Raw genomic sequence first — 23,224 nt, 5'->3', positions numbered from 1 at the left:
GCACATTGTTGCGCACTGTGCACTCCCCGGACTGGACTATTGCGTGATTCGCGCAGCGATCTCTATGGTTTAACCAAGCCCGGCGGGGGGTGCTCGTTGGGTGTTTCGGCGAGCAGAAGAGCAGGTGATCATGGGATCGCGAGTCCTGGTCGTAGCCGATGACCTCAGCGGTGCAGGTGATTCCGGAGTTCCCTTCGCGCTGCGCGAAATGCGCACCCTGCTGGCGTTGGACGACACCGGCGACGCCGAGGTGTTCGTGGCCGACACCGACAGCAGGCACATCGAACCCGATCTCGCGGCGAAGCGCGTCCACGAAGCCCTGGACGGGCACGCGCACGGCCGCGTCGTCTTCAAGAAGATCGACTCCACGCTGCGCGGCAACATCGCGGCCGAAGTCGGTGCGATCGTCGAGCACGCGGACGGAGCCGGGGTGCTGGTGTGTCCCGCCTCGCCGGCCACCGGCCGCACCGTTCTCGGCGGAGTCGTGCACATCAACGGAATTCCGCTGCACCACACCGATTTCTGGGACACCGAGCCGGGTGAGCCGCCGGTGGACCTCGCTTCCGCGCTGGACGGGCTGACGGTCCGCCACGTCGCGCTGGCCTCGGTGCGCGGAAAGCCCGCGCAACTGCGGGAACGCGTCACCCAGCTGCTCGCCGAAGCCGAAGTGGTGGTCTGCGACGCGGTGTCGGAGAGCGACCTGCGCGCCGTGGTCACCGCGGGCTCCGCCGCGTCCGAACAACCGAAGTGGGTGGGAGCCGCGGGACTGGCCGACGCGCTGGCCGAGCTGATCCGCCCCGGCTACGACATCGAACCCCCGCCGCCGGTCGACGGACCGGTGCTCGCCGTGGTCGGCAGCGCGAGCCGGGTCTCCCGCCAGCAGGCCGACTACCTCGCCGAACGCTTCGGGCACACCAGGCGGCTCCCCGCCCGCACCCTCGTCGGCGCCGAACCCGCCGCGCTCGCGCGCATCGCCGAACAGCTCAGCGACGCGCTGTGCACCGGGGACGTGCTGGTCACCGTCGAAGGGCCGGTGAAGGCCGGGCTCGAACGCGAGCTCACCGCCGCGCTCGCCGAGGTGTGCGCCCCGGCGACGGAGAGAGCAGGGCTGCTGGTGCTCACCGGTGGCGAGACCGCCAGGGCCGTCCTCGGCAAGCGCGGGGTCAGCGGGTTGCGACTGCTCAACGAACTCGAACCCGGCGTGGTGCTGGGCCGGACCATCGAGAAGCAGCCCGGATACGTTATCACCAAGGCCGGTGCCTTCGGCGCACCGGACACCCTGCACCGCGCGGTGTCCGCGGTGCGCTGCGGAAGGGCCGTCGCGTGACCTTGCCTGCCATCGCCGTCACCATGGGCGACGCCGCCGGAGTCGGGCCCGAGGTGATCGTGCGGGCACTCGCGGAACCCGAGATGCGCGACCTGGCCCGCCCGGTGGTGATCGGTGACGCCGCCCGGCTGGTCCGAGCCGCCGAGATCTGCGGGATCGACGTGCGCATCAAGCCCGTCTCCGGACAGGCCGAGGCCACCGACGATCCCGGTGCGATCGAGGTGCTCGACCTCGGCGGCATCCCGGCGGAACTGCGCTTCGGCGAGCTGTCCTCGGTGGCGGGCGAAGGCGCCTACCGGTACGTGGCCAAGGCAGCCGAACTGGCGATGGCGGGTGAGGTCCAGGCGATCTGCACCGCGCCGCTGAACAAGGCCGCGCTGCACGCGGCCGGGCACCGCTACCCCGGACACACCGAGCTGCTGGCGGACCTGTGCGGGGTCCCGGAAGTGTCGATGATGCTGTCCACGGGCCAGGTCCGGGTCATCCACGTGACCACGCACATCGGGCTCGTCGACGCCATCGAGCGGATCGATCCCGGGCTCGTCGAGCGCACCGTGCGGCGCGGGCACCGGACCCTGGTCGACTCCGGCGTCGCGGAACCGCGCATCGCGGTGTGCGGGATCAACCCGCACGCGGGTGAGAACGGCCTGTTCGGTCGCGGCGAGGAGGAGGCCAAGATCGAGCCGGGGCTGGCAGCGTGCCGCGCGGACGGCATCGACGCGCGGGGTCCGCTTCCCGCCGACACGGTGTTCTTCCGGGCCGGGCGAGGCGATTTCGACCTGGTGGTGGCGATGTACCACGACCAGGGCCACGGGCCGGTCAAGATCCTGGGTCTGGAGGCCGGGGTGAACATCACGGTCGGGCTCCCGGTCATCCGCACCTCGGTGGACCACGGCACCGCATTCGACATCGCGGGCACCGGCGAAGCGGAGGCGGGCAGCATGCTGGAGGCCCTGCGCCAGGCGGCGGCACTGGCCGGACGGCCTTGATCCGCTTCTGGGAGGATCGCGACGTGAGCGCGGATGTCGAAGGACGCCTCTCGGCGGGGCAGCGCCGGGCGTTGATAGAGCGGTTGGTGACCGAGCAGGGCGCGGTCCAGGTGGAGGAGCTGGCGGCCTCGCTGGCGGTGACGCCCTCGACGATCCGGCGCGACCTGCAGCTGCTCACCGACCAGGGCAAGCTCGCCCGCACCTACGGCGGTGCCATGCCCGCCACCAGCGCCGAACCCTCGCTCGGCCAGCGCACGGCGCTGGCCTCGGCGGAGAAGGACCGCATCGCGCAGTGGGCCGCCGAGCAGGTCTCCATCGGGGACACCGTCATCCTCGACGCGGGCACCACCACCGGGAAGCTGGCCCAGCGCCTGCGGGATCGAACCGGGCTGACGGTGATCACCAACAGCGTCATGGCGTTGACGGAGCTGGTCGACGCGGATCCGGTGCAGGTGGTGTCGCTGGCCGGCGAGCTGCGGCACATCAGCCAGGGGTTCGTCGGCCCGCTGGCGGAGCTGACGCTGTCGCGGATCACCGCGGACAAGGCGTTCCTCGGCGCCGACGGCCTGGACTCCCGGCACGGCATCTGCGAGGCCAGCCTCCTGCAGACGCGGCTGAAGGAGCAGATGATCGCCCAGTCGCGCGAGGTCTTCATCCTCGCCGACAGCAGCAAGCTCGGCGCGAAGCCCTTCAACGCCTGGGCCCCGCTGCCTGCCACCTGGACCCTGGTCACCGACACCAACGCGGGCGAAACGGAACTCGCCCCCTTCCGCTGCCTCCCAGGCGTGGACATCATCACGGTCTAACCCCACCCTCCGGAGGTCGTCGGGGGAGGGAAGTGCTCGGCCGGTCCCAGTTTTAGTCCTAACTGAGCCGACATTTCGGGCGCGGAGGGTCCTCGGTTTGGACTAAAACTGGGATTTCGCCTGTTCTGCGTCCCGGTGCGATCCCGGCCACTGTGGACCTCGCAGTCGCGTTCGCGGTGTTAACGTTCGCGCGGCTAACGAGTGCTGTGTGCGGAGGTGGCGCGGTGAGTTCCCGGATCGCGCTCTACGTCGGCGGCCTGCTGGGGCCCTTCGGCGGAGGGATCGTCGCCGCGATGCTGCCCGAGCTCAGCGCGGACTTCGCGGTCTCGCCGAGCCTGGCCGCGACCACGACCACCACCTACCTGCTGCCGTTCGCGCTGGTGATGCTCGTGTCCGGGAGCCTCGGCGAGCGCTGGGGGAGCAGCCGCACCATCCGAGCCGCCTACGTCCTCTACGCCGTCGTGGCCGTCCTGGGCGCCATCGCTCCGTGGTTCTGGCTGTTCCAGCTCACCCGCGCGCTGCAAGGCGTGGCGAACGCCTTCACCACGCCGCTGCTGCTGGCCAAGATCGCCGCGGGCACGCCCCGCGAACGGCTCGGCCGGGCGATGGGGGCCTACGGCGCGATGCAGGCGATCGGGCAGACCACCGCGCCGCTGGTCGGTGGACTGGCGGCCGAGAGCGCGTGGCAGTTCGCCTTCGTCGGTGTCGCCGCCGTCGCCGCACTGCTCGCGGTCAGCCCGCTGCCGCCCGACTCCGGGCCCGCCGACGGTCGCGGCTCGCGGCCGCTGCGGGAGGCCTGGACACCGGTGGTGCTGCTGTGCGGCGGGATCGCCGGCATCGCCTGGATGTGCTCGGCGGGCCTGCCGTTCCTGGTCTCCTTCCGCCTCGATGACGCGTTCGCGCTCGGACCCACCGCGCGGGGCCTGGCGTTGACCGCCTACGGGATCGCGGGCGTGCTCGGCGCCCGCCTGACCGGCAGCGCGGTCGACCGGTTCGGCGTGCGCGCGATGCTGTTCACCGGGGTCGCGGCCGCAGCCGTCTCCGTCGCCCTGATCGGTTCGATCGACTCGCTGCCGGTGGTCGTGCTGGCGTGGGCCGCGGCGGGGGTGTGCGGGCAGCTGATCCTGGTGGCCGTGCACTCGACCGTTCTCGGCGGCGTCGGCGGAGGTGGCGCCATCTCGGTCGTCACCGCCTGGCGGTTCCTCGGGATGTCCGCCGCCCCTGCGGTGTTCACCGGTCTCTACTACTGGGATTCGGCGTTGGGATTCGGGCTCGCGGGTCTCCTGCTGGCACTTTTGATTCCCGTTGTTGCCATTTGGTGGCCCCGGCGGCCTCGCGCGGCAGGGTGAGTTCGCGCAGCTCGTCGTGGATTTCCGGCACGGGGGCGACTACTTCTCGCCATCTCTTCACCAGATTTGTGTCACCCAATGGTGATCGTTCGTGTGTCACGCTGCCCCCGTCTCGACCACCGGGAGAGGGAGTCATGAAGATCAACCGCTGGAAGCCCTTATCGCTGCTGTGCGGGGCGGTGCTCGTCGCCGCGCCGACCGCTGCCGTCGCGGTGGCCTCGCCCGCGCAGCCCACCGCCGACGACTACTACCAGGACGCCATCGGCAAGACCGGTCCCGAGCTGGAAGCCGCTCTGAACGGCATCATCAGCAACGGCGTCACGACCCTGAACTACGACGACGTCTGGGAAGCCCTCAAGGCCACCGACGAGGACCCGAACAACACCGCCAACGTGGTCCTGCTCTACAGCGGCCGCTCGCAGGGCAAGGACACCAACGGCGGCGACGCCGACCAGTGGAACCGCGAGCACACCTGGGCCAAGTCCCACGGCGACTTCGACACCGTTCCCGGTCCCGGCACCGACGTGCACCACCTGCGGCCCACCGACGTGTCGGTCAACTCCGACCGCGGGAACAAGGACTTCGACATGGGCGGCACCGAGAGCGAGGAAGCCCCGGGCAACTTCACCGACGACGACTCGTGGGAGCCCCGCGACGCCGTCAAGGGCGACGTCGCCCGCATGATCTTCTACATGTCGGTGCGCTACGAGGGCAACGACGGATTCGCCGATCTCGAGGTCAACGACCAGGTCGGCAACGGCAGCAACCCCAACATCGGGAAGCTCTCGGTCCTCAAGCAGTGGAACGAGCAGGACCCGCCGGACGCCTTCGAGCAGCACCGCAACGAGGTCATCTTCACCGACATCCAGCACAACAGGAACCCGTTCATCGACCACCCGGAGTGGGTCGAGGAGATCTGGTGACGGGTCGTTCTGCCCGCGGACGCGGATAGCCGAACCTGAGGCGGTCCTCCTGCTGCCGGGCGCCCCGGCCGATGCGCGGTCTCGGGACGCTCGCGCAGGGGAACCGCCTCAGATCCCGTGGCGGTGCCGGTGGTTTCGGCCCGCGTGGCGGGAAACCAGCTCCGCCGCACGGGGTGTGACCTCGAGAACTGGCTGGTCAGCCCGGAACGACTCCGTCCGCGACCAGACCCTTGTAGATGGCTTCGCTGACGACCTGGAGCGAGGACATGGGCCGGATCATCACCGTGAAGGTGCTGATCCGGTCTTCGTCGTCGAGGTGGATGAGGTCGATGCCCTCGACCTGCTTGCCGTCCACGACCGTGCGGAAGTGCAGGACGTGGGCATCGGCGTCCTCGCCTTCCGGAGTCTGGCCGCGGCCGGGGAAGTCACCGACGTAGCGGAAGTCCTCGAAAGTCCGCTGCAGCACGCGGAACAGGGCGCGCACGGTGTCGATGCCCTCGAACGGCGTGAACTTCACCGGGCTGTAGAAGCGGATGTCGGCGGTGAACTCGTCCACCGCCGCGTCGAAGTCGCCCGCCTCGATGGCCCGGCGGAAGCGTTCTGCGGCGTTCATCGTCCTCGTTCCTCGTCGTCGAGTGCTCGGATGGCTTCCTCGCACCACTCCAGAAGTGCTTGTTCGGTGCGGATCCCGCCGCGCAGCACCAGGTGCTGGTGCAAGGCCTGACCTTGCAGCTGCGCGGTGTCGGGGAAGTCGCGCCGCTCGATCTCGCGGTAGAGCGAGAGCCGTTGGACGTGCAGATCGCGCTGCCGGGTGAACTCGTCCCGCACCTGCGAGGCGTCGCCGAACGACGCCCCGCGCAGCTTCACCGTCAGGTCGTTTCGGGTGGCTGCGGGCTCGGCGATCCAGCGCGCGAGCTCCTGCGCGCCGGGCTCGCTGACCCGGTACACCTTCTTGTTCGGCCGCTTCTGCTGCGCGACCTCGTCGCAGTCGACCCAGCCGAGTTCGACCATGCGCTTGAGGCTGCGGTAGATCTGCTGGTGGCTGGCCGCCCAGAAGTACCCGATCGACTTGTCGAATCGTCGCGCCAGCTCGTAACCCGAACCCGCGCGCTCCCGCAGCGACACCAGGATCGCGTACTCCAGGGACACCCCGGGTCTCCTCTCAGCCCGCGACGAGGTTCCCGAGCCGCTTGCGGACGAGGTCGCCGGCCTCGGCCACGATGCGGTCGACCAGGTCGCCGACGGTGGGCACGTCGTTGATCAACCCCTGGACCATACCGACGCTCCAGACGCCGAGCTCGGTGTCGCCGTCCTCGTAGACCTTGCGGCCCCGGGCGCCCGCGACCAGCTCGCGGATGTCCTCGAACTCCGCGCCGTCGTCGAGCTTGGCGACGACCTCGCGGCTGACCGAGTTGCTGGCCACCCGCGCGGTGTTGCGCAGCGGCCGGAAGATCAGCTCGGTGTCGCGCTCGCCGGCCTCGGTGATCCGCTTCTTGACCTCGTCGTGGATCGGGGATTCCTGGGTGCACATGAAACGGGTGCCCATGTTCACCCCGTCGGCGCCGAGCGCCAGCGCGGCGACCAGACCGCGGGCGTCGGCGATGCCGCCCGAGGCGATGATCGGGATGGTCAGCTCGTCGGCGGCCCGCGGGATGAGGACCAGGCCCGGGATGTCGTCCTCGCCGGGGTGCCCGGCGCACTCGAACCCGTCGATGCTCACGCCGTCCACGCCCAGCTGCTGGGCCTTGAGCGCGTGCCGCACGCTGGTGCACTTGTGCAGGACCTTCACCCCGGAGGGCTGGAACGCGGCGACCTGATCGGCGGGGTTGGAACCGGCGGTCTCGACGATCGTGATGCCCGACTCGATGATCGCCTGCCGGTACTCGGCGTAGGGCGGCGGCGTGATCGAGGGCAGGATCGTGAGGTTGACGCCGAAGGGCTTGTCGGTGAGCTCGCGGCAGCGCGCGATCTCCTTGACCAGGTCCTCGGGCGTCGGCTGGGTCAGCGCGGTGATCATGCCGAGCGCGCCCGAGTTGGCGACGGCGGCCACCAGCTCGGCCCTGCCGACCCACTGCATGCCGCCTTGCACGATCGGGTGCTCGACGCCGAACTCCTCGGTGAACTTGGTCCGCAGCACGCTGCTCACTGCCCTTCTGAAGTCTTCTGCCTGCTGGAACCGCAGGATTCGACGCGTCGAGCGCGCACGTCGGCGACGAGGTCGAACCGCTCCGGTGAGCGCGGACGTTACTATGCATCAAGTTGCAATGCAACGAGTTGCATAGGGCGACGCGAGAAGCCCCGGATCGCGGCGAACTGCGGTGATGAGTGCGGGCAGCTAGAAGTTGACGTACCCGCCGTCGACGGTGAGGGCGTCCGCCGTGTGGTACGCGCTGGCAGGGCTGGCCAGGTAGACCGCCAGCGAACCGAAGTCGTCCGGTGTGCCCCATCGGCCTGCGGGCACCCTCGGCAGGACCTTGCGGTGGAACGCCTCCGAGTCGAGCATCGGATCGGCCAGGGGTGTGCTCACCCATCCCGGCAGCACCGCGTTCGCGCGGATGCCGTGGCGCCCCAGCTCGATCGCGATCGACTTGATCATCGACACCAGCGCGCCCTTGCTCGCCGCGTAGGCCTGGCCGCGCGGCTGGCCCTGCCGGGCCGCCAGGCTGGAAGTGCCCACCAGGCTGCCGCCCTCTCCCTGGGCCAGCATCTGCCGCGCCGCCGCGCGCAGGGTCAGGAATGCCCCGTCCAGGTCCACTCGCGTGACCCGGCGGAACTCGCTGAGCTCCGTGTCGACGAATCGACTTCCCGCGCCGCCGATCCCGGCGTTGGCGAAGCAGGAGTCCAGCCGCCCGAAGTGCTCGACGGTCTCGGCCATCGCCCGCTCGACCTGGTCCTCGTCGCCGACGTCGCAGCGCACTGCCAGGGCGTTGGCACCGTGGGCTTCCAGCTGGTGGACCGCGGTCTCGTTGCGCTCGGCGTTGGTGCCCCAGACGCACACCGAGGCACCCGCGGCCGCGAGCGCGTCGGCCATCGCCAGGCCGATGCCGGAATTGCCGCCGGTGACCAGCGAGACGTGCCCGGTCAGGTCGAACGGATGGGTCTTGTCGCTCACGTGAGCCCAGCCTCCCTCTTCCTGCTATTCGCGGTACTTGGTTCGCAGCGCCGTCTTCAGGACCTTGCCGCTGGGGTTGCGCGGGAGCTGCTCGACCAGGCGGACCTGGCGGGGCCGCTTGTAGCCGGCCAGGCGGGCACGGCACCAGGTCTCGATGTCCTCGTCGGTAGGCGGATCGGCCGGATCGCGCGGGGCGATGACCGCCAGCGGAGTCTCACCCCAGCGCTCGTCCGGAACCCCGATGAGCGCCACCTCGGCGACCTTGGGGTGCCCGGACAGCGCCTCCTCGACCTCGGCGCAGTAGATGTTCTCGCCGCCGGAGATGATCATGTCCTTCTTCCGGTCGACCACGTAGAGGTAGCCGTCGGCGTCCTGGCGCACCAGGTCTCCGGAGTGGAACCAGCCGCCTCGGAAGGCCTCCGCGGTCTCCTCCGGCTTGTTCCAGTACTCGCGCATCACCGTCGGACCCCGGTAGATGATCTCGCCGACCTCGCCACGGGGGACGTCGTTCATCTCGTCGTCGACGATGCGCACCTCGACGTTGAGCAGCGGCGTCCCCACCGAGCCGATCTTGCGCAGCGCGTCCTCGGCCCGCAGTGCCGTGGTCACCGGACTGCACTCGGTCTGCCCGAACACGGTGCTCAACTCCGCCTGCGGGAACGTCTCCATGATCTGGCGCAGCAACGTCGTCGACGCCGGGGCGGCGCCCCAGCTGATCCGCCGCAGCGCCGAGAGGTCGTGCTCGCCGATGTCCGGGAGCGAGCAGATCGCCTGCCACTGGGCCGGCACGAAGAAGCAGCCCGAGATCCGCTCCCGCTCGAGCATCGCGACCGTCTCCTGCGGGTCGAACTGCCGGGACGACGACAGCACGATGCGGCCACCGCGCAGCAGCGGGCCCATCAGTCCGGAAACCCCGGCGATGTGGAACAACGGCACGCCGACCAGGTACACGCGGTCGTCGTCCGAGGTCCCGTTGTGGATCAGCAGGGCGCAGGTGTGCATCAGGAGGTTGTAGTGGGACAGCACCGCGCCCTTGGGGCGTCCGGTGGTGCCCGAGGTGTACATGATGAACGCGGGGGAGTGCAGGTCCACGTCCACCTCGTCGTGCTCCGGCGAGGCCTCCGCGAGCGCCTGCTCGAACTCGACCGACTCCGCGCCCGCGTCGCCACCGCCGATGACCAGCGCGAAGCGGGTCTCCGGCGCCTGACGGCGGGCCTTGGCCACGGTCTCGGCGAGCGACGAGTCGGTGACCACGGCGCGCGCACCGCTGTCGGTGAGCGCGTAGGCGATCTCGTCGGCCACCAGCCGGAAGTTGACCGGCACGCAGATCGCCCCGATCCGCGACGCGGCGATGAAGGCCTCGATGGTCTCCAGGTGGTTCGCGGTCGCCACCGCGAACCGGTCGCCCGCACCCAGGCCGCGGTCGCGCAGCGCGTTGGCCAGGCGCGTGACCCGCTCGTCGAACTCGGCGTAGCTGCGCGAGACCGCGCCGTGCCGCAGCGCGACCTCGTCGGGGATCTTGCGCGCGTGGCGTGCGAGCTGGTCGCTGGTCGTCATTCCTTGACCGGGCTGTCCGGGCATCGTCACCTCGCCGTTGAGGGGTGATGGGTGCACTCATCGTGCGGTGCGGAATGGGGGCGGTCAAGGCGGCGACCGCCCGCCGGGTCCGCTCCGGGGTAACGAACTTCACCTCGTGCGAAGGGGTTTCGCGGGGCGCGCGTGTTCCGGCCCTGGTCCTGGCGTGCAAGGGTGATCGGAGAGCCGGTGGTCGAGCCAATCTCGTGGTGGGGTGTCAACGCAGCGTGACCGAGGGGAAGCAACCGTTCGAGCTGAAAACCGTTGCGCTCGCGGCCTTCGGGCCGACGCTGCTGTTCGCGACCGGCGAGGGCGCGATCCTGCCGATGATCCCGCTGGTGGCCGCCGACCAGGGCGCCGGTCTCGGCGCTCTCGGCCTGATCGCCGCCATGATCATGGTGGGCGAGCTCGTGGGCGATCTTCCCAGCGGAGCGCTGGTGCACCGGCTCGGCGAGCGGACCGCGATGATCCTCGCCTCGCTGGTGTCCATCGCCGGACTGCTCGGCTGCTACTTCTCCACCAACCCGTGGGCGCTCGGCGCCAGCGTCTTCCTCGTCGGACTGGCCACCGCGGTGTTCGCGCTGGCCAGGCACGCGTTCATCACCACCAGCGTCCCGCTCCGCTTCCGTGCCCGAGCGCTCAGCGTGCTCGGCGGCCTGTTCCGCGCCGGCTACTTCATCGGCCCGTTCGTGTCCTCGCTGGTGCTGGCGATCAGCCCGGACAAGCGCGTGGTGTTCCTGGTGCACATCGGGTTCGCGGTGGCGACGCTGCTGCTCCTGCTGTGCACCGGCGACCTCTCCGGCGCCGATGACGCCGGAGACCGCCAGACCCACGACGGACTGCTCTCCACCATGACGCGCCACCGGGGCGTGCTCCTGCGGATGGGCACCTGCGCCGCGCTGCTCGGCGGACTGCGCGCCTCCCGCAACGTGGTGCTGCCGGTGGTCGCGGTCGCCGCGGGACTGCCGCCGTCGGCCACGGCGCTGATCATCGGCATCGCCGGGGGCGTCGACTTCGCGCTGTCCTACTCCTCCGGGCAGATCATGGACCGCTGGGGCCGGTTGTGGGCGGCCGCGCCATCGATGACCGGTCTGGCCATCGGCCACGTGCTGCTGTTCGTCGTCTCCGACGTGCCCACCTTCGCGGCGATCGCGATCCTGCTGGGACTGGCCAACGGCACCAGCAGCGGCATCATCATGACCCTCGGCGCCGACCTCGCGCCGCATCCCGGACCCGCCCAGTTCCTCGGCGCCTGGCGCTTCACCGGCGACTTCGGCCAGGCCGCGGGGCCGCTGATCATCTCCGGGCTCACCGCCGTCGCCGGTGTCGCCGTCGCAGGCGTCGGAATGGGCGTCCTCGGGTTCCTCGGAGCGGGCCTGCTGCTGCGCTACACGCCGCGGTACGTGCCGAAGCGGCCCGCTCTCACGGCTGAGCGTTAGCTGAGACACACAACCCACGTGGTGGAGTGATCGCTGGGCGCCCCGGATGATCAGATTGGTCGAACACCTTTCCGAGAAGGGGGAGTCAGGTGTCGGCTAGCAAGAAACCGGTCTGGATGTCGGTCGTGGCGGCGGTGCTGCTCGGAGCGATGTGGCTCGTCTTCGAATCCGGCCTGCTGGACTCGAAGGTCAGCGCGGCCACCGGCCCCGCGAGCGAGCAGCTCGCCGAGCTCGACGTCGCCGCGGCGGGCTCGATGACGGGGTACTCGCGGGAGAAGTTCAAGCACTGGATCCCGCAACCGGACGCCGGGAAGAACTGCAACACGCGCGAAGCGGTCCTGGCCCGCGACGGTGAGAGCATCAAGTCCAACAGCGCCTGCGAGGTCACCTCCGGGTCGTGGACCAGCCTCTACACCGGCGACAAGGTCAGCGGTGCCAAGGGCATCGACATCGACCACATGGTTCCGCTGGCCAACGCGTGGCGCAGCGGCGCGAACAAGTGGGACGACGCCAAGCGCCAGAAGTTCGCCAACGACATGAGTATCCCGCAGCTGGTCGCGGTCGACTCGAGCTCCAACCGCAGCAAGGGCGACCAGGACCCGTCGACCTGGAAGCCGACCGCCCAGGGCCAGTGGTGCGTCTACGCCACGGACTGGATCACGGTGAAGAAGACCTACGAGCTGACGGTCACCGACGCCGAGAAGAAGTCCCTGACGGACATGCTCGCGACCTGCAAGTGAGCACCTCGGGCGAGGCGTGCGCCGTCGCCCGTGGTCGGCAGCTCCCAGTTTTAGTCCAAACCGAGCCATGATCATGTCCGAAATGTCGGCTCAGTTTGGACTAAAACTGGGCTGCTCCGCGCTCAGCCGCCCAAAGCCTGCTTCGCGCCCGGGTGGAGGGGGACCGGGTCCGTCTTGGTCGCTTCGTCGCGGTTGATCTGCTTCGCCGCCGGGTGCACGGCCTCCAGCTCGGCCTTCTTGTCGAACAGCAGCCTCGTCAGCGCACAGGCGTTGCCGGCGGGGAAGTCGTCCCGGACCACCAGCAGGTTCGGCACCTCCACCGTCGGCACGTCGGCGGGCAAGCCGTAGGTCGCGGCCGGGATCGTGCCCTGCTCGTAGACCGGGCTGATCTGGTTCAGCGCGGGCAGCTGCGGAGTGATGTCGACGAACTTCACCGCACCGCCCAGCGTCGTGGTCAGGTCGGTGATCTCCGGGGTCGGCAGCCCGCCCGACCAGAACAGCCCGTCGATCGTGCCCGACTTCATGCCGTCCACCGACTTGCCCAGCGCCAGCCGCTGGGCCTGGACGTCGGCGCTCGGGTTCAGGCCCGCCGACTGCAGCAGCCGGTTGGCGATGACCTCGGTGCCCGACTTCGGCGACCCGGTCGAGATCCGCTTGCCGCGCATGTCCGCGATGCTGTTGATGCCGGAGTCCGCCTTGACCACCACGTGCGTGGAGTTCGGGTAGATCCTGCTCAGCGCCTGGATCGCCTGCGGCTTCCCGTCGAAGGCGTCCTTGCCCGCGACCGCGTCGGCAGCGGTGTCGGCCAGGGTGAAGGCGATGTCGTAATCGCCCGCGGTCAGCTGCTGGATGTTCTGCACCGACGCGCCGGTTTCGGCCGCGGTGGTGCGCAGCGCCGTGTTCTGGTTGATCACCTGCGCGAGCCCGCCGCCGAGCACGTAGTACACGCCGCCGGTGTTGCCGGTGGCGAGGGTCAACCGCCCGTCCCCGGCCTCGCAGGACGCCGCCTGACCGACGGGCGCCTCCTGCACCTGCTTGCCGCCGCAGCCGGTGAGCACCAGCGCCGCCGCGGCAGTCGTCGCCAGCAATGCCCTAATCCGCATCGAGTTCCTCCTCGGACGTCGCCTTGCGGCGCAACACCAGCTGAGCGAGCGCGCCCAGCACGCAGAAACCGAGACCCGCGGCCACCACCGGGGGTTCGAGGTAGAGCAGGCACAGCGCGCCCGGCGCGAACAGCACGCGCACCAGCGGCGACACCGGGCCGAACAACCAGCCGCCGGTGACCACGCTCAACGCGCCCACCGCCACCACCGAGGCGGCCAGCACCCACAGCACCGTCACCGGGTCGGTCTGCAGCAGCAGCGCCGAGCCGTTGTCGGTGAGCACGAACGCGATCGGCACCAGGAACGCGGGAAGCGTGTACTTCCAGGCCTGCATCATCGTGGGGATCACGCGACCACCGGTGATCGCCGCAGCGGCCACCGCAGCCAGCGCGGTCGGCGGCGTGACCTCTGACAGGACCGCGTAGTAGAAGATGAACATCGCCCGCTCGGCGTCGGCCACGCCCAGTTCGCCCAGCGCGGGACCGATGACCACCCAGGCGATGATGAACGACGCCGTCACGGGCACCGCCAGGCCCAGCACCCCGACCGCCAGCGCCGAGAACACCACGGTCAGCACCAGGATCACCGTCGGATCCGCCGAGAGCGCGTGCGCGGCCTGCACCAGCGCGTCGGCGAGCTCCTGACCGAGGCCCGTCTTGGTGATCGTGGAGGTGATGACCCCGGCCGCCGCGCACACCGCCACCACCGGAAGCGCACCGCGCACGCCGATCGACAGCGCGTCGACGATGCTCCGGGCCCAGCTCAGCACCGCCCGTCCCGGACCGTCGGTGCCGCGCACCAGGTGGGAGGCCAGCGCGAACAGCGCGGCGACACCGGTGGCGTAGACGACGGCGGCGAACGGCGGGATGTTCATCGCCAGGAACACCACGATGATCGCCAGCGACAGGAAGTGGTAACCGCCGCGCAGCAGCAGCTTCCACGGGCTGCCGTGCTCGGTGTCCACGCTCTTGGCTCCGAACCGGCGTGCGTCGGCCTCCACCGAGAACACGATGCCCAGGTAGTACAGCAGCGTCGGGACGCACGCCCAGATCAGCACGGTCAGGTACGAGGTCTGCAGGTACTCGGCGATGATGAACGCGGCCGCCCCGAGAGTGGGAGGCGAGAGGATCGCCCCGATGCCCGACGCCGCCAGCAGTCCACCGGCGTTCTCCTGCGGGTACCCGGCTCGGCGCAGGATCGGCCAGGTGATCGATCCCAGGCTGACCGCCGTGGCGGTTCCGGATCCGGACACGGTGCCCAGCAGGAAGCCCGACAGCACAGCGGTCCGGCCGGGAGCGGTGCGCGAGCGCTTGAACGCGGCGAAGGAGAAGTCGACGAAGAATTGCCCGGCCCCGGACGCCGACAACACCGCGCCGTAGAGCGTGAACAGCACGATGTAGCTGGCCGCGACGTCCAGGGGAGTGCCGTAGAACCCGCTCGCGTCGTTGTAGAGCGCGTTGATGATCTGCCCGAAGTCGACTCCCGCGTGCGCGATTCCCCAGTTCTGCGGGAGGAATCCGCCGTAGTAGGCGAAACCGACGAAGGCGGTGCAGATCACCGGGAGGATCCAGCCCGTGGTGCGCCGGGTCGCCTCCAGGACCAGCAGCAGCAACAGGGAACCGGCCAGCACGTCCAAGGTGGACAAGCTGCCCTGCCGGTCGAGGAACTCGTCGAAGCCCCCGGAAGCGAACGGCAGCACCGGGTAGAAGCCCACGAGCAGCGCGAGCGCGGACAGCGCCCAGTCGTACCAGCTCGGGTCGTCGCGATCGGCGGATCCCCGCCTGCCGCCGGGGCGGTAGGACAGGAACACCAGCGGCAGCGTGCATCCCAGGAAGATGACCAGGTAGAACTGGTTGCCCTTGGTCAGCGGGAAGAAAACCTGCCGCAGCACCAGCAGCGCGACCGCCAGGGCCGTCAGGTACACCAGCAGTTCCGGCCGGCGGGAGAGCCGGCGGGCCGGTTTCTCCTCATCGTGGCTCGCGGCGATCCCGCCGGTGTCGGTGGAGTCCTCGGGAAGTCGTTCGCGCTCAGGCCGCGTCGCCCGGCTCATGCTTCGCCCCTTCGGCCCGTTTTCCGGCCGGGATGTAACCGAGGTCACTTCCCGGGGCAACAGGATGCGTGGGCGAACGGGGGATGTCCAGAGATCGACTCGCCGGGTGCGGCTGCGGTACGCAACCGTGACACGGCTCCTATGCTTGTCCGCATGGCGAAGTACTTCGACGTGCACCCGGACAACCCGCAGCCTCGCTCGATCGGCCAGGTGGTGGACATCCTGCGGGGCGACGGACTGATCGCCTACCCCACGGACTCCTGCTTCGCACTCGGCGCCCAGCTCGGGAACAAGGAGGGCATGGACCGGATCCGCTCCATCCGCAACCTCGACGACCGGCACCACTTCACGCTGGTGTGCCAGAACTTCGCGCAGCTCGGCCAGTTCGTGATCATCAACAACGCGGTCTTCCGCGCGATCAAGGCGTCCACGCCGGGCAGCTACACCTTCATCCTGCCCGCCACCAAGGAAGTCCCGCGCCGGCTGCTGCACCCGAAGAAGAAGACCGTCGGCGTGCGCATCCCGAACCACGTCGCCGCTCAGGCGCTGCTGGCGGAGCTGGGGGAGCCGATGCTCTCGAGCACCTTGCTGCTGCCGGGCGAGGAGGAGCCGCTGACGCAGGGCTGGCAGATCAAGGACGAGCTGGACCACGTGCTCGACGCCGTCATCGACTCCGGTGACTGCGGCGTCGAACCCACCACGGTCGTCGACTTCTCCACCGACGAGCCCGAGGTGGTGCGGGTCGGTGCGGGCGACCCGTCGCGGTTCGAGTGATCAGGCGCGCTCGGTCGCCGGAATCCTGATTCCCCTGGCCTCCAGGCGCGGCAGCACCTCGGAGACGAAGTACTCGAGCTCGTCGATGTAGTCCAGGAACGCCAGCGCCATTCCCGAGAGTCCCGCTTCGGCGTAGCGGGCGATCTCGTCGGCGACCTCCTGCGGGGTGCCGATCAGCGGGCACGTCCCGTGCCCGGCGGCGAAGCGGGTGCGCAGGGTGTCCATGATGTCGGTGGCGAAGGACTGCGCGTACATCCCCTGCAGCCGCATCAGCTCGTCGACGGCCTCCCAGTCCGCGCTCTCCTCCGCGTAGTGCCGCAGGAACTCCTCAGCTTCGGCCCGGGTCTTGCGGCACACCACGAACGCCGGTGCCATCACGCCGACGTCGCGACCGTGCCGGGTGCGCGCGTCCTGCCGCAGCTCGACGACGACCTCGGCGGCGTGGTCCGGGCCGTCGATCGCGGTGAACACGAAGTCGGCGTTGCGCGCGGCGAACGCACGCCCCTGCGGGCTGGAGCCGGCGTTGATCATCGGCAGCGTCCCGTTGACCGGTTTGGGGGCGGCCCTGACACCCTCGAGATCGAAGAACCTGCCGGAGAGGTCGAACGTGCCCTCGCGGATCCACAGCGCGCGAACGTGGTCCCACCACTCCTGCGCCAGGGCGTACCGGTCGTCGTGGGACTCCGGGAGTTCCAGGCCCATCGCCCGGTACTCGGGTTCGTTCCAGCCCGCCACCACGTTGAGCCCGGCCCTGCCCTCGCCGACGTGGTCGAGCGTCGCCAGCTGCTTCGCGCTGACCACGGGGTGGTTGAAGGCGGTGTGCACGGTCGCGAAGATCGTGATCCGCCGGGTCGCGGCGAGCAGTCCCGCGGCCCACGGGACGGGTTCGAGGACGCTCTCGTGGAACCCGGAGCTCCCGGGATAGCCGATGAAGCGGGCGATGGGCAGGATGAAGTCGATCCCGGCGTCGTCGGCGAGCCGGGCGAGCGCGAGGTTGTCGGCCCAGCCGGCGCCCCACCTGTCGGCGATGGTGGTGATCGCGAGACCGCCGGAGCAGTTCGGGGAGAACAAGCCGAGCTTGAACTCCCGGCTGGTGAGCAACGTGCCGGACATCCGCCCTCCTCATTCGATTGTGAATCGATTTCACCTCGAATCAAAGGGACCGGGCAAGATCCTCTTCTTCACGGAATCGGACTGGGAACGCACTCGCGACGGCCGGTCGAAATGTGGGGCCGGTCACAACACGCCCGGGCGATAGAGGCAGACGTGTCCACGAGGGACCGTGTAGTCTCCGTGGCGGTCGTATTTTTCTGGGGTCGTGTTCGCGCACACTCGCAGGATGGTGATGCGAGCGTGCTGCTTTCTGGTTGTAGCTGGACAAGTCGCCGTTCGATCAGCGACCCAGGTCGTCACGCAGTGTGACGGGCTGTTGTAGTACCGGCTCCCAGAAGGAGAGAGCAAGCATGGCACAGGGAACCGTGAAGTGGTTCAACTCGGAAAAGGGCTTCGGCTTCATCGCCCCGGACGACGGTGGCCCGGACGTGTTCGTCCACTACTCGGCCATCGACGCCCGCGGCTTCCGCAGCCTCGATGAGGACCAGAAGGTGAGCTACGAGGTCAGCCAGGGTCCGAAGGGCCCGCAGGCGGCCGACGTCCGCGTCATCTGAGCACGGCGTCTCACGTAATACCGGAAAGGCCCGCCTCGTGAGGTAGGCCCTTCCACTTCACAGAGCCGGTCACACGGCCCGCAGACAAGAAGCCCCGCACTCCTTCTCGAGTGCGGGGCTTCTTGCGGTTCAGCGGGTCGCGCGGTGGAGCGCGGCGGAGACGTGCGGGGTCATCGGTTCGCCGACCATCTCCCGGCTCTCGGCGTAGTCGAGGACGTCGCCGCGCAGCACGTACGAGCGCTGCGCAGCCCGGACGTCCTTGGCGGTCGCCGTCCCGAGGACCGTCTCGGTCTCCAGGTCCCAGCGCCCGGTCTCCGCGCTGCCGTAGAAGATCTCGAGCAGTCCGGTGGCGTGGGTCAGCAGCAGCTCCAGACGCCCCTCGGCGCCGGGGCGCCACCAGCCCGTCTCCCAGGCCGCCGGGCGCAGCACGTTCCCGTCGGCGTCGAGCAGCCAGGCGCGGGCCTGGTGGCGGAGGAAGGGGCGGCCGTCGTGCGAGATCGTCACCTGCTGGCCGAAGCGGAACGGGCCGTCGATGGTCGGGTAGTTCACCTCGCCCTCGCCCTGCCACACCCCGATCAGATCCCGCAGCGGCGCGCACGCGTCGTTCAGCGGCGGCCCGTCGCGCAGGTCGGCGGTGTCGGCGGGGATCGGCTGGCGCGCGAATTCCTCGGGGGTGCTCACCCCGGCAGCCTAGAAGCCGCAGCGGGCACCGATCGCATCGGCACGCCCGTACCGGCATCTGGGAAATCCACTGTGGACCCAGGGTGCGACCGGTGATCATCCTTGTCGCCGCGTGCGGTGCTGTGCTTGTCTTCCGGTGTGTATCGGATCTACTGCTTCCAGAAGCTCGCGGTGACCGTGGAGGGCGTCGACTTCGCCGACCCCGCGCGCGCCGGTGAACCGGGCGTTCGCGAGCGCGGGGTCCGCCTCGAGCTGCGCGGCCTGTCGGAATCGGCCGAGGCCGGCTCGATCTACTCCTCCAGGGCGGCGTGGCTCAGCCGCGGGATCTGCCGCTTCGACCTGCTGGAATCCGCCCCGCGCGCGGCCGACCGGATTCACTGGCACCCGGAGATGTCCGACGGCGAGCCCGGCGACCGCGTCTTCGACGCCGAACTGTCCGCCGACCCGATCGGCTGGATGACCCGTGCGCTCGGGGATCTCACCCCGCTGCTGCGCCGGGCGGGGCTGGAACCCGAGGAGCACGCCGGCGACGTGGCCGCGATGGCCGCGGCTGCCGAGGAGATCGCCGAAGCCGCGGCGAAGATCCTCGCCGCGGCCCGCGAGCCGTGGCCCGAGGTGGCCCGTGACGAACGCGGTCTGGCGCAGATCAACATTTGATCTCGACGCCTTTCCGGGGCTCGGGGCGACCGGCAATTCCGGGCCGGTTTCGCAATGCGCGCCCGGGAGAGTGACATAGGACAACCGGAAGAAAGTGATCCGCGTCATCGCGACGACTACGAGCGGGTGGCGATTCGGGCGCGCGCTCCGACGCATCGGATGCGGGCAGCTCACGAAGGCCCTGGTGGCGGACACCAACGAGCTCGGACTACTCCATTAGCGGGTGACCGGAATGACGGTCCGTGATGGGATATTTCCGAGGGGTGGCGTGGTCGGTCAATTTACGGCCGGTTATCGTTCGTGATACGGCGCTGCTACCCGGCGGGTTGAGCATTCCCCTTGAAAGCGAAAGGTCGGGTCCAGTGGATCGGGCGCCGCTGAGAAGAGGAAAGCTCCCATGGTGCGTGCTGTCGGAACGTTGGCTGTCGTTGGTGCGGGAGTCATCGGTTTCTGGGTCGGGTACTTGTTCGACGCCCGCCGAAACCCGATGACCGGAGACCTGGAGCCGGCGTTGGCGGCCTGATCCTCGTCCGCGGTCTGACCGCGCAGCGGTGCGAGTGGCGGGATCCCGGACTCCGGTTCGACACACCGCAGCGGGTGCCGATCAACCGGCCGGGGTGCGCAACGCTGTCCCGGTGCCCACCTGACGAGGCCTCGCTCCATCGTTGTCGCCCCGCCAGGGACAGACGGTCCGACGTCACCGTTTAAGCTCTGCGAGGAGCAAGTCCTGCGAGGTTAGGTGGCGAGCGCGTGAGGCAGCGTTCGACGCGGTTCACGCGTCGTGACCCGGCGCGGCGACGTGCGCGTGTCGCGGCCGCGGTCCTCGGGTTGCTGTCGGCGCTGCTGGCGGTGGCCGTGCCGCTGCTGCCCGTCAACCACGACACCACGACCCTGCGCTGGCCGACCGCCGAGGGCACCCGCTCGGTGTCCGCGCCGCTGGTCAGCCACGCGCCGCTCTGGCTCAACGCCACCGTGCCCTGCGCGTCCGCCCGCGACCTCGACGCCCGGATCAACGGGGCCGGCGAGCTGCTGGCCACCAACGCGCCCTCGGGCACCTACGGCGGCACCACCGGCCTGACGCTCCAGGTCGACAACGGCCAGGTCAACTTCTTCTCCCGCGGTCACCAGGTCGGCTCGACCGCCCTGCCTGCAGGCGATTGCGCGATCACCATCAGCTCCGATGCGGGGCAGACCAAGGCCGACGTCGCCGGCGTTCCGATCGGTTCGGTCGGGGGTGACCAGCGCCCGCAGCTCACCGGCATCTACTCGCAGCTGGACGAGCAGCGCGACGACGTGCGCGGACTGGACTTCCAGGCCGGGGTCGACACCCGCTTCTCCACCACTCCCACGCTGCTGAAGACCACCGCGATGGTGCTGGCCGTGCTGAGCTTCCTCGGCGCGGTGCTCGCGCTGCGCAAGCTCGAGGTCCGCAACCCCGTGCGTCGCCTGCCGGTCGGGTGGTGGCGCCTGGGCGTGCGCGACCTCGTGGTGTTCGCGGCCCTGGCCGTGTGGTGGTTGATCGGCGCCATGACCGCCGATGACGGCTACATCCTGACCATGCTGCGGGCAGCGCCGGACGCCGGGTACGTCACCAACTACTTCCGCTGGTTCGGCAACCCGGAATCGCCGTTCGGCTGGTTCTACGAGATCTACGCGGTGTGGGTGCAGATCTCCGCAGCCACCCCGTGGGTGCGGTTGCCCGCGCTGTTCCTCGGCGTCGTCAGCTGGCTGCTGCTCAGCCGCGGCGTGCTTCCCCGCCTGGGCCAGCAGGTCCGGCGCAGCGAGTCCGCGGGCTGGGCCGCCGCCGCCGTCTTCCTCGCCTTCTGGCTCCCCTACAACAACGGACTCCGCCCGGAACCGGTCGTGGTGGTGTTCTTCCTGCTGTCGGTGTGCGCGGTGGAGCGCGCGGTGGCCACCGGCCGGTTGACCCCGGCAGCCCTCGGCCTGCTGGCCGCGGCGCTGGGGCTGGGCGCCAACCCCCACGGCATGGTCGCGGCGCTGCCGTTCCTCGCAGCCTCCAAGCCGCTGCTGCGCCTGCTGTCGCGGCGCATCCGAGAGGTCGGCGCGCTGCCGGTGCTCGCCCCGATCGCCGCGGCCGGTCTGGTGATCCTGGTCGGGGTGTTCTTCGACCAGACCCTGCAGTCCGTGCTGGACTCCGTCGAGCTCAAGACCGAGTTCGGCCCGAACGACTCCTGGTACGAAGAGCTCGGGCGCTACGAGAAGTTGTTCGACAAGTGGCCCGACGGATCGTTGACCAGGCGTTTCCCGGTGCTGCTGTTGATGCTGTGCATCGCCGCCAGCGGTGTGGTCTTCCTGCGGCGCGGCAAGATCCGCGGCGCTGCGCTCGGGCCGAGCCGCCGCATGCTGGCCATCGCGGTGCTGAGCTTCGCCGTTCTGGCGGCCACTCCGACCAAGCACACCCACCACTTCGGCGTGTTCGCCGCCATCGGCGCGGTGCTGGCGGCGCTCACCGCGCTGGCCACCAGCGCCGCCGTGCTGCGCTCGCGGCGCAACCGGGCCGGGTTCTTCGCCGGGCTGATGGTCGTGTGCGCGCTGTCGGTCACCGGGACCAACTCCTGGTGGTACGTCTCCGGTTGGGGCGTGCCGTGGTTCGACAAGGCGCCGAGCCTCGACGGGCGCAGCGCCAGCACCGCGTTCCTGGCGATCGGCTTCCTCGGGCTGGTCGTGGCCTTCATCGAGCACGTGCGCCACGACGAGCCACCGGTGCTCACGCCGACCGCCCGCAAGCGGGTGCTGAGCTTGGGTGCGGCGCCGCTGACCATCACCTGCGCGTTGTGCCTGATCGTCGAGGTCGGGCTGTTCACCGTCGGCATCGAGAAGCAGCGCGACAGCTACAGCCTCGGCCTGGACAACATCAAGCAGATCGCGGGCCGCAGCTGCGGGCTGTCGGACTACATCGACGTCGAAGCCGACCCGCGCAAGGGAATCCTCACCCCCTCCGCCGCGCAGCCGCGCGTGTCCAGCGATGCCGCCCAGCCGCCCGACTACCTGCACGACGAGCAGCAGGGATTCCACCGCTTCGGCTATCCCGACAGGGCGGAGTTCGCCCCGCCGTTCGGTTACGGCGGTGACGACGCGCCGATCTGGGGGAGCTTCGACGCGGACGCGACAGGTACGGGCGAGATCCGGACCCCCTGGTACGACGTTCCTCCGCAGGCCGCCGACGGCACCACTCCCGTGGTGATGGCGTTCGCCGGCTCGTCCACCGGCGCGAACGCCGTGCGGGTGGAGTGGGGTCGCGACCTGCCCGGGGGATTCCAGATCAGCGGCCACCGCGACCTGAAGCTCGACAGCGGTTCCTGGCAGGACGCGAGGGTCGACGTGCGCGGGGCGCAGAAGGTCCGGGTCGTGGCGGCGGACCAGAGCACCGACGAGGGCGGCTGGCTCGCCTTCAGCGCGCCCCGCGCGCCGGTGCTGACCACGATGACGAACCTGATCGGCAGCCAGCCCGCTTTCGTCGAGTGGCCGGCCGCGCTGGTGCATCCGTGCCTGCAGCCGGCGAAGATCGAGAACGGCGTCTTCGAGATGCCGCGCTTCCGGGTCGCCGGCGGCGGGATCATGCGCGACATGGGGCAGAGCTGGTCGGCACCCGCGGGCGGCGGGCCGTTCGGCTGGCTCAACGTGGGTGCCAGCGTGCGCCAGATGCCCGCCTACCTGCACGGTTCGCCGAACCGGGACTGGGGCGCGATCTACGTCGTCGACCCGTACAACCCCGACGCCGTCGGCGCCGAGGCCGCGGTGCAGGTGCGGCGCGAGACCCACTGGGGTGACTGGAGCCCGGGTCCGCTCACCGATGCGGTGAAGCTGCCGGGCGGGGTCCCCACCTCCGACGGCAGGACCGACGTGCGAACGGTGGAGCCGGCGATCGTCGGCAACGAGAGCTGACGGTGCTGCGCACGGTGTGAGAGTGGCCATTCGGGCACCGTGCTCGCGAGGGTGATCGATTAGGGTCGCTAACGTGTCGGCGCCCGCGCGATGGGGCTGCGGTGAGCGTCGAAAGCCGCGTTGAGG

Annotated in this window: 21 protein-coding genes; 12 read left to right on the top strand and 9 right to left on the bottom strand. The window is 69.9% G+C overall.

Going from position 1 to position 23,224, the window contains the following annotated elements:
- Positions 1-130: 130 nt before the first annotated feature.
- The 5 genes from FHU35_RS14140 (at position 131) to FHU35_RS14120 (ending at position 5,394) form a co-directional block, all read left to right on the top strand.
- Entirely contained in the window at positions 131-1,327 is a 1,197-nt protein-coding gene (locus FHU35_RS14140; protein ID WP_145739418.1) for a four-carbon acid sugar kinase family protein, read from the top strand.
- A complete protein-coding gene (pdxA, locus tag FHU35_RS14135) occupies positions 1,324-2,316 on the top strand; it encodes a 4-hydroxythreonine-4-phosphate dehydrogenase PdxA (RefSeq protein ID WP_246110290.1) in 993 nt (330 codons plus the stop codon). Before FHU35_RS14140 ends, pdxA begins: the two co-directional genes overlap by 4 nt.
- Before the next feature lie 23 nt (positions 2,317-2,339).
- Complete coding sequence (locus FHU35_RS14130) at positions 2,340-3,122, top strand: DeoR/GlpR family DNA-binding transcription regulator (RefSeq protein WP_145739415.1); 783 nt, start codon at positions 2,340-2,342, stop codon at positions 3,120-3,122.
- 224 nt (positions 3,123-3,346) lie between these two features.
- Entirely contained in the window at positions 3,347-4,471 is a 1,125-nt protein-coding gene (locus FHU35_RS14125; RefSeq protein WP_145739412.1) for an MFS transporter, read from the top strand.
- Positions 4,472-4,605: 134 nt separating this feature from the next.
- Complete coding sequence (locus FHU35_RS14120) at positions 4,606-5,394, top strand: endonuclease I family protein (RefSeq protein ID WP_145739409.1); 789 nt, start codon at positions 4,606-4,608, stop codon at positions 5,392-5,394.
- A 196-nt stretch (positions 5,395-5,590) separates the two neighbouring features.
- Here FHU35_RS14120 and FHU35_RS14115 read toward each other — a convergent pair whose 3' ends face one another.
- The 5 genes from FHU35_RS14115 to FHU35_RS14095 form a co-directional block, all read right to left on the bottom strand.
- A complete protein-coding gene (locus FHU35_RS14115) occupies positions 5,591-6,007 on the bottom strand; it encodes a nuclear transport factor 2 family protein (RefSeq protein ID WP_145739407.1) in 417 nt (138 codons plus the stop codon).
- Entirely contained in the window at positions 6,004-6,543 is a 540-nt protein-coding gene (locus FHU35_RS14110; protein ID WP_145739405.1) for a PadR family transcriptional regulator, read from the bottom strand. Before FHU35_RS14110 ends, FHU35_RS14115 begins: the two co-directional genes overlap by 4 nt.
- Before the next feature lie 13 nt (positions 6,544-6,556).
- Positions 6,557-7,531: an NAD(P)H-dependent flavin oxidoreductase gene (locus FHU35_RS14105; protein WP_145740052.1), complete on the bottom strand. Its 975-nt coding sequence runs from the start codon at positions 7,529-7,531 to the stop codon at positions 6,557-6,559.
- A 198-nt stretch (positions 7,532-7,729) separates the two neighbouring features.
- Positions 7,730-8,506 carry an SDR family NAD(P)-dependent oxidoreductase gene (locus tag FHU35_RS14100; RefSeq protein ID WP_145739403.1) on the bottom strand — a complete coding sequence of 259 codons (777 nt, stop codon included), beginning with the start codon at positions 8,504-8,506 and terminating at the stop codon, positions 7,730-7,732.
- A 24-nt stretch (positions 8,507-8,530) separates the two neighbouring features.
- Complete coding sequence (locus tag FHU35_RS14095; RefSeq protein WP_145739400.1) at positions 8,531-10,063, bottom strand: long-chain-fatty-acid--CoA ligase; 1,533 nt, start codon at positions 10,061-10,063, stop codon at positions 8,531-8,533.
- A gap of 245 nt (positions 10,064-10,308) precedes the next feature.
- Here FHU35_RS14095 and FHU35_RS14090 point away from each other — a divergent pair, with 245 nt between their 5' ends.
- Positions 10,309-11,520, top strand: coding sequence for an MFS transporter (locus FHU35_RS14090; protein ID WP_222429366.1), 1,212 nt, complete (start codon positions 10,309-10,311; stop codon positions 11,518-11,520).
- Between the two features lie 116 nt (positions 11,521-11,636).
- Positions 11,637-12,260, top strand: a complete 624-nt coding sequence (locus tag FHU35_RS14085; protein ID WP_145740048.1) for an HNH endonuclease family protein — start codon at positions 11,637-11,639, stop codon at positions 12,258-12,260.
- 122 nt (positions 12,261-12,382) lie between these two features.
- On the opposite strand, the gene FHU35_RS14080 is transcribed toward FHU35_RS14085, so the two are convergent.
- Together FHU35_RS14080 and FHU35_RS14075 are read right to left on the bottom strand one after the other, a co-directional pair.
- Complete coding sequence (locus FHU35_RS14080) at positions 12,383-13,363, bottom strand: TAXI family TRAP transporter solute-binding subunit (protein WP_145739398.1); 981 nt, start codon at positions 13,361-13,363, stop codon at positions 12,383-12,385.
- On the bottom strand, positions 13,353-15,413 hold the full coding sequence (locus FHU35_RS14075) for a TRAP transporter permease (protein WP_145739396.1): 2,061 nt from the start codon (positions 15,411-15,413) through the stop codon (positions 13,353-13,355). The genes FHU35_RS14080 and FHU35_RS14075 overlap by 11 nt, the downstream gene beginning before the upstream one ends.
- Before the next feature lie 153 nt (positions 15,414-15,566).
- Here FHU35_RS14075 and FHU35_RS14070 point away from each other — a divergent pair, with 153 nt between their 5' ends.
- Positions 15,567-16,187 carry an L-threonylcarbamoyladenylate synthase gene (locus FHU35_RS14070; protein WP_145739394.1) on the top strand — a complete coding sequence of 207 codons (621 nt, stop codon included), beginning with the start codon at positions 15,567-15,569 and terminating at the stop codon, positions 16,185-16,187.
- Here the strand turns inward: FHU35_RS14070 and FHU35_RS14065 are convergent, their stop codons facing one another.
- Entirely contained in the window at positions 16,188-17,300 is a 1,113-nt protein-coding gene (locus tag FHU35_RS14065; RefSeq protein ID WP_145739392.1) for an LLM class flavin-dependent oxidoreductase, read from the bottom strand.
- 350 nt (positions 17,301-17,650) lie between these two features.
- Here FHU35_RS14065 and FHU35_RS14060 point away from each other — a divergent pair, with 350 nt between their 5' ends.
- Positions 17,651-17,854 (top strand): cold-shock protein, encoded by a 204-nt coding sequence (locus tag FHU35_RS14060; protein WP_125088080.1) that lies wholly within the window; start codon positions 17,651-17,653, stop codon positions 17,852-17,854.
- A gap of 129 nt (positions 17,855-17,983) precedes the next feature.
- Here the strand turns inward: FHU35_RS14060 and FHU35_RS14055 are convergent, their stop codons facing one another.
- Complete coding sequence (locus FHU35_RS14055) at positions 17,984-18,535, bottom strand: heme-binding beta-barrel domain-containing protein (protein WP_145739390.1); 552 nt, start codon at positions 18,533-18,535, stop codon at positions 17,984-17,986.
- 126 nt (positions 18,536-18,661) lie between these two features.
- On the opposite strand from FHU35_RS14055, the gene FHU35_RS14050 reads away from it, so the two are divergent.
- The 3 genes from FHU35_RS14050 (at position 18,662) to FHU35_RS14045 (ending at position 23,098) form a co-directional block, all read left to right on the top strand.
- Positions 18,662-19,192 (top strand): hypothetical protein, encoded by a 531-nt coding sequence (locus FHU35_RS14050; protein WP_145739388.1) that lies wholly within the window; start codon positions 18,662-18,664, stop codon positions 19,190-19,192.
- A gap of 397 nt (positions 19,193-19,589) precedes the next feature.
- Entirely contained in the window at positions 19,590-19,715 is a 126-nt protein-coding gene (locus FHU35_RS30190) for a hypothetical protein (protein ID WP_281290238.1), read from the top strand.
- Positions 19,716-19,942: 227 nt separating this feature from the next.
- On the top strand, positions 19,943-23,098 hold the full coding sequence (locus FHU35_RS14045; protein WP_145739386.1) for an arabinosyltransferase domain-containing protein: 3,156 nt from the start codon (positions 19,943-19,945) through the stop codon (positions 23,096-23,098).
- Positions 23,099-23,224: the final 126 nt, after the last annotated feature.

This window comes from Saccharopolyspora dendranthemae (assembly GCF_007829955.1).
GTDB lineage: Bacteria > Actinomycetota > Actinomycetes > Mycobacteriales > Pseudonocardiaceae > Saccharopolyspora > Saccharopolyspora dendranthemae.
This window is presented reverse-complemented; position numbering and strand designations above follow the sequence as displayed.

Bases quoted from the DNA above. Each gene is read 5' to 3' on its own strand.
- FHU35_RS14140 (WP_145739418.1), top strand. From the start codon at position 131: ATGGGATCGCGAGTCCTGGTCGTAGCCGATGACCTCAGCGGTGCAGGT.
- FHU35_RS14120 (WP_145739409.1), top strand. From the start codon at position 4,606: ATGAAGATCAACCGCTGGAAGCCCTTATCGCTGCTGTGCGGGGCGGTG.
- FHU35_RS14115 (WP_145739407.1), bottom strand. From the start codon at position 6,007: ATGAACGCCGCAGAACGCTTCCGCCGGGCCATCGAGGCGGGCGACTTC.
- FHU35_RS14095 (WP_145739400.1), bottom strand. From the start codon at position 10,063: ATGACGACCAGCGACCAGCTCGCACGCCACGCGCGCAAGATCCCCGAC.
- FHU35_RS14085 (WP_145740048.1), top strand. From the start codon at position 11,637: ATGTCGGTCGTGGCGGCGGTGCTGCTCGGAGCGATGTGGCTCGTCTTC.
- FHU35_RS14080 (WP_145739398.1), bottom strand. From the start codon at position 13,363: ATGCGGATTAGGGCATTGCTGGCGACGACTGCCGCGGCGGCGCTGGTG.
- FHU35_RS14075 (WP_145739396.1), bottom strand. From the start codon at position 15,413: ATGAGCCGGGCGACGCGGCCTGAGCGCGAACGACTTCCCGAGGACTCC.
- FHU35_RS14070 (WP_145739394.1), top strand. From the start codon at position 15,567: ATGGCGAAGTACTTCGACGTGCACCCGGACAACCCGCAGCCTCGCTCG.
- FHU35_RS14065 (WP_145739392.1), bottom strand. From the start codon at position 17,300: ATGTCCGGCACGTTGCTCACCAGCCGGGAGTTCAAGCTCGGCTTGTTC.
- FHU35_RS14060 (WP_125088080.1), top strand. From the start codon at position 17,651: ATGGCACAGGGAACCGTGAAGTGGTTCAACTCGGAAAAGGGCTTCGGC.
- FHU35_RS30190 (WP_281290238.1), top strand. From the start codon at position 19,590: ATGGTGCGTGCTGTCGGAACGTTGGCTGTCGTTGGTGCGGGAGTCATC.